This window comes from Elstera litoralis (assembly GCF_000963705.1).
GTDB lineage: Bacteria > Pseudomonadota > Alphaproteobacteria > Elsterales > Elsteraceae > Elstera > Elstera litoralis.
The window spans coordinates 1-3,955 of sequence record NZ_LAJY01000143.1; the positions used below are offsets into that span (position 1 = coordinate 1).

Below are 3,955 nucleotides of genomic sequence, written 5' to 3' on the forward strand. Positions count from 1 at the left end.
GCCCCCGGCTGGTCAATGCAAATGAACACCAGTTTCGGCACGAATTTCTTGGAAGAGATTTTCGTGAACCCCAGCGACGGCAATAATTTTTGGCCACCGATGGCGAGTTGGAAGGGCATCAAAATGTCCCACAACATTACATCGAGTAAAATATTCTATAAACTTAAGCAGCGTTTCTGGGCAGTCAGCGATATACCCCAGGTGATCGTGACCGATACCTTCTTGCGCGACGTTTATGGCTATGCCCTCGATACCGACGCCGACGGCAATCCGTCCGACGATCCCGGCGTGTTGCTCTGCTCCTATACCTGGGAAGATGATGCCAATAAGCTCGCCGCCGAAAACGAGCATCCGAACGATACCACGCTTGCGGCCCGCGCCCTCGCCCGGCTTGACGCGGTGTTGCAGCGCAGTGGCCTGCCGAAAATGTCGAATTTCATCGACCCCGCCGCGCAGCCCGTGGTTTGGCAATGGGAGCGGCAGCCGCTTTACCGGAGTTGCGCCAAACTCTACCGCGCCGGAAGCTTCGACTGGAACTATGCCCAACTTACCTGGAACCAGAACCATTCGCGCAGCAAAAAGCTCTATTTCGCCGGTGAGTTTGCCTCGCTGGAGGGGGGATGGATCGAACCCGCCATGATCCGCGCCATCGATACGGTCATTCATCTCGTTAAAAACACGGTGCCGCCCGACGCTTGGCCTGACGTGTTCAATGATTATGAAATGATTCGCCACTATCCTGAAATTCCGAACTGGCGCCCCCTGCCACCGTTTGCGCGCGGGAACGGGGCCGAGGGGGATGCCCCCTAACAATCCCCCTTGCCGCCACCGCCCTTCCCGCCCAAACTCCCGCTCGCAAAGCCGTTGGAACAGGCGGCAGCACGGGTTTGTTGGGGAAGGGAAGAAGAATGGGCGCGCGCGTCGGGCTTTTCGTGACCTGTTTGGTCGATCTTTATCGGCCGAGCGTCGGCTTTGCCGCGCTGAAACTCTTAGAGCAGGCGGGCTGCACCGTGGTCGTTCCGGCGGAACAAACCTGCTGCGGCCAGCCGGCCTATAATAGCGGCGAGCGCGCGACGACGAAGCAAATCGCCCGGCAGGTGATCGCGGCCTTCGACGGGCTCGATTATGTTGTCGCCCCCTCCGGCTCCTGCGCCGGGATGATCCGGCACCATTACCCGGAACTCTTTGCCGACGATCCCGCCACCAAACTCGCCGCCGAGCGCGTCGCCCATCGCACCTACGAGTTGGTCTCGTTCCTCACCGACGTGCTGGGCGTAACCTCGGTCGCAGCATCCTGCGCCAAGAAGATCACCTATCACGATAGCTGCTCCGGCCTGCGCGAACTCGATATCAAGGCGCAGCCGCGCGCGCTGCTGGGCAGCGTCGCCGGGCTGTCGATCACCGAGATGGAGGATGCGGAAACCTGCTGCGGCTTCGGCGGTACCTTCTGTATCAAATACCCCGAGATTTCCGACCGGATGGTGACGAATAAAACCGACGCCATCGAGAAAACCGGGGCCGATCTGCTGCTGGCGGGCGATCTCGGTTGCCTGCTGAATATGGCCGGAAAACTGAAGCGTCGGGGCTCGCGCATCGAAGCCCGCCATGTCGCCGAAGTGCTGGCGGGCGATCTCTCCGCCCCCGCCATCGGCGAAGCCGATCCGCGTTAGGAGCGCCCAAAAATGCACGCCACCAGTCACGCGTTCGTCGCCAACTCGAAGAAATCGCTGAACGACGCCACCTTACGCAAAGCCTTGGGCAATATGCGTGGCGGCTTCATCAATAAACGCGCCGCCACTATCGCCAAAGTGCCCGAATGGGAGCAGTTGCGCGATACGGGCCGCGCCATCAAAGATCATACGCTCGCGCATCTGGACTTCTATCTGGAAGCCTATGAAGCCAAAGTGAAAGCCTCGGGCGGGGTAGTGCATTGGGCGCGCACGGCTGAAGAGGCCCGGCAGATCATTCTCGATATTTGCCGCTCGGTGGACGCCAAAACCGTGACCAAGGGCAAATCGATGATCGGCGAGGAAATCGCCATCAATGATTTTCTGGAGCAAAAGGGCATCACCCCGATCGAAACCGATCTGGGGGAATATATCATCCAGCTTCGGCACGAGCCGCCCAGCCACATCATCGCCCCCGCCATCCATCTAACTGCGGGGCAGGTCGCTGAAACCTTTCGCAAGTCCCACACCCACCTCGACCCGGATCGTCCCTTGGAAGAGCATCGGGCCTTGCTGGAGGAAGCGCGGGCCGAGTTGCGGGCGAAATATTTCGCCGCCGATGTCGGCATTACCGGTGCAAACTTCCTGATTGCCGAAACCGGCACCAGCGTCATCGTGACCAATGAGGGCAATGGCGACCTCACCCAGCTTTTGCCGAAGGTGCATATCGCCATCGCCAGCCTGGAGAAGATCGTTCCCACCCTGGAAGACGCTACCACGCTGCTGCGGCTGTTGGCGCGCTCGGCGACGGGGCAGGAGTTTTCGTCCTACACGACCTTCTCGACCGGCCCGCGCCGCCCGGAAGACCCGGATGGGCCGGAGCAATATCACGTGGTGCTGCTCGACAGTGGCCGCTCGGGCATGCTCGGGTCCGAGTTTCAGGACATGCTGCGCTGTATCCGCTGCTCGGCCTGCATGAACCATTGCCCGGTCTATAATGCCGTCGGCGGCCACGCCTACGGCTGGGTCTATCCCGGCCCGATGGGCTCGGTGCTGACGCCGACGCTGATCGGCGTCGATGAAGCCGGGCATCTGCCCAATGCCTCCACCTTCTGTGGCAAGTGCGAGCAGGTGTGCCCGATGAAGATTCCGCTGCCGAAAATGATGCGCCATTGGCGCGAGCGGCAGACGGAAGCGAAACTCTCGCCCAAAGCGATGCGCTGGGGCATCGGCGCTTGGGCCTTCCTCGCCACCCGCCCGCGCCTCTACCGGCTGTTCACCCGCGCGGTCGCCTTTGGGCTGAACCTCGCCGCGCGCAAGAAAGGCCGCTTCACCAGCCTGCCGCTCGCGGGCGGCTGGACGCGGGTGCGCGATATGCCCGCCCCGCAAGGCCAAACCTTCCAAGCCCTGTACGCCAAGCAGCGGAGCCGCTGATGTCTACCGCCCGCGCCGATATTCTCGATTCTATCCGCCGGTCCTTGGGGCGCGGCGGGCTCGATCCCGCAACGGAAGCGGGCCTGCGCCAGCGCCTGTCGGCTCACCGCCGCCAGATCGGCCTTGCCCGTACCGACAAGGATCACGCCGAACTCGTCGATCTGTTCGAAGAGATGGCGAAAGCCCTGTCGGCGACGGTCACGCATATTCCCAATAGCGCTGCCCTGCCCGAAGCCGTCGCCACCTATCTCGCCGAGCAGAATTTGCCCGCGCAAGCGGTGGTCGCTCCCGCGTTGCAGGGCGTACCCTGGGCCGAGCGCCCGACGCTGGAGCTGCGCTTCGGTAAAGCGGTGAATGAGGATCTCGTTTCGATCACCCCCGTCATCGGGGCCGTGGCAGAAACCGGCACGCTGGTCCTCACCTCCGGCCCGGACTCGCCGACGAGCCTCAATTTTCTACCCGACACCCATATCGTCGTCGTCAACCGCAGCCAGATCACTGGGCGCTACGAGGATGTGTGGGATAAAATCCGCGAGAACGGCGCGCTGCCGCGCACGGTCAATATGATCTCCGGCCCGTCGCGCACGGGCGATATTGAACAGACCATCCAATTAGGCGCGCACGGCCCGCGTCGGCTGCATATCCTCATTCTTGACGAAGCCTAGGCGGACACTCAGGTTAACGCCTGTCAGGGGCCTTGCCCCCGATGTGCCCACCCAAGGGGCTTGCCCCTTGGGAATCCCATTCCTATTGACGATAGTCTGCCCAAACGATTCCCATGACGGCTTCCTCCCCCGCCCCCGGTTCCCTAAGGGCCGCCGCCCTTAGCGGGGGTGCGGGGGCGGCGCCCCTGC

4 protein-coding genes are annotated in these 3,955 nt (G+C 62.3%); all 4 read left to right on the forward strand.

What is annotated here, in order from left to right; translation table 11 throughout:
* The coding region (locus tag VZ95_RS06930) for an FAD-dependent oxidoreductase (RefSeq protein ID WP_232302527.1) at positions 1 to 810 on the forward strand (810 nt) is incomplete at its 5' end.
* A 98-nt stretch (positions 811 to 908) separates the two neighbouring features.
* Positions 909 to 1,670 carry a (Fe-S)-binding protein gene (locus VZ95_RS06935; protein WP_045775206.1) on the forward strand — a complete coding sequence of 254 codons (762 nt, stop codon included), beginning with the start codon at positions 909 to 911 and terminating at the stop codon, positions 1,668 to 1,670.
* 12 nt (positions 1,671 to 1,682) lie between these two features.
* A complete protein-coding gene (locus VZ95_RS06940) occupies positions 1,683 to 3,101 on the forward strand; it encodes a LutB/LldF family L-lactate oxidation iron-sulfur protein (RefSeq protein ID WP_045775207.1) in 1,419 nt (472 codons plus the stop codon).
* The gene (locus VZ95_RS06945) at positions 3,101 to 3,766 is read left to right on the forward strand and encodes a LutC/YkgG family protein (RefSeq protein WP_045775208.1); all 666 of its coding nucleotides are present in this window, start codon (positions 3,101 to 3,103) and stop codon (positions 3,764 to 3,766) included. Before VZ95_RS06940 ends, VZ95_RS06945 begins: the two co-directional genes overlap by 1 nt.
* The last annotated feature ends 189 nt before the right edge of the window (positions 3,767 to 3,955 follow it).

What these genes read in the sequence shown, in the direction of transcription:
- VZ95_RS06935 (WP_045775206.1), top strand. Translation starts at nt 909, where the DNA reads ATGGGCGCGCGCGTCGGGCTTTTCGTGACCTGTTTGGTCGATCTTTAT.
- VZ95_RS06940 (WP_045775207.1), top strand. Translation starts at nt 1,683, where the DNA reads ATGCACGCCACCAGTCACGCGTTCGTCGCCAACTCGAAGAAATCGCTG.
- VZ95_RS06945 (WP_045775208.1), top strand. Translation starts at nt 3,101, where the DNA reads ATGTCTACCGCCCGCGCCGATATTCTCGATTCTATCCGCCGGTCCTTG.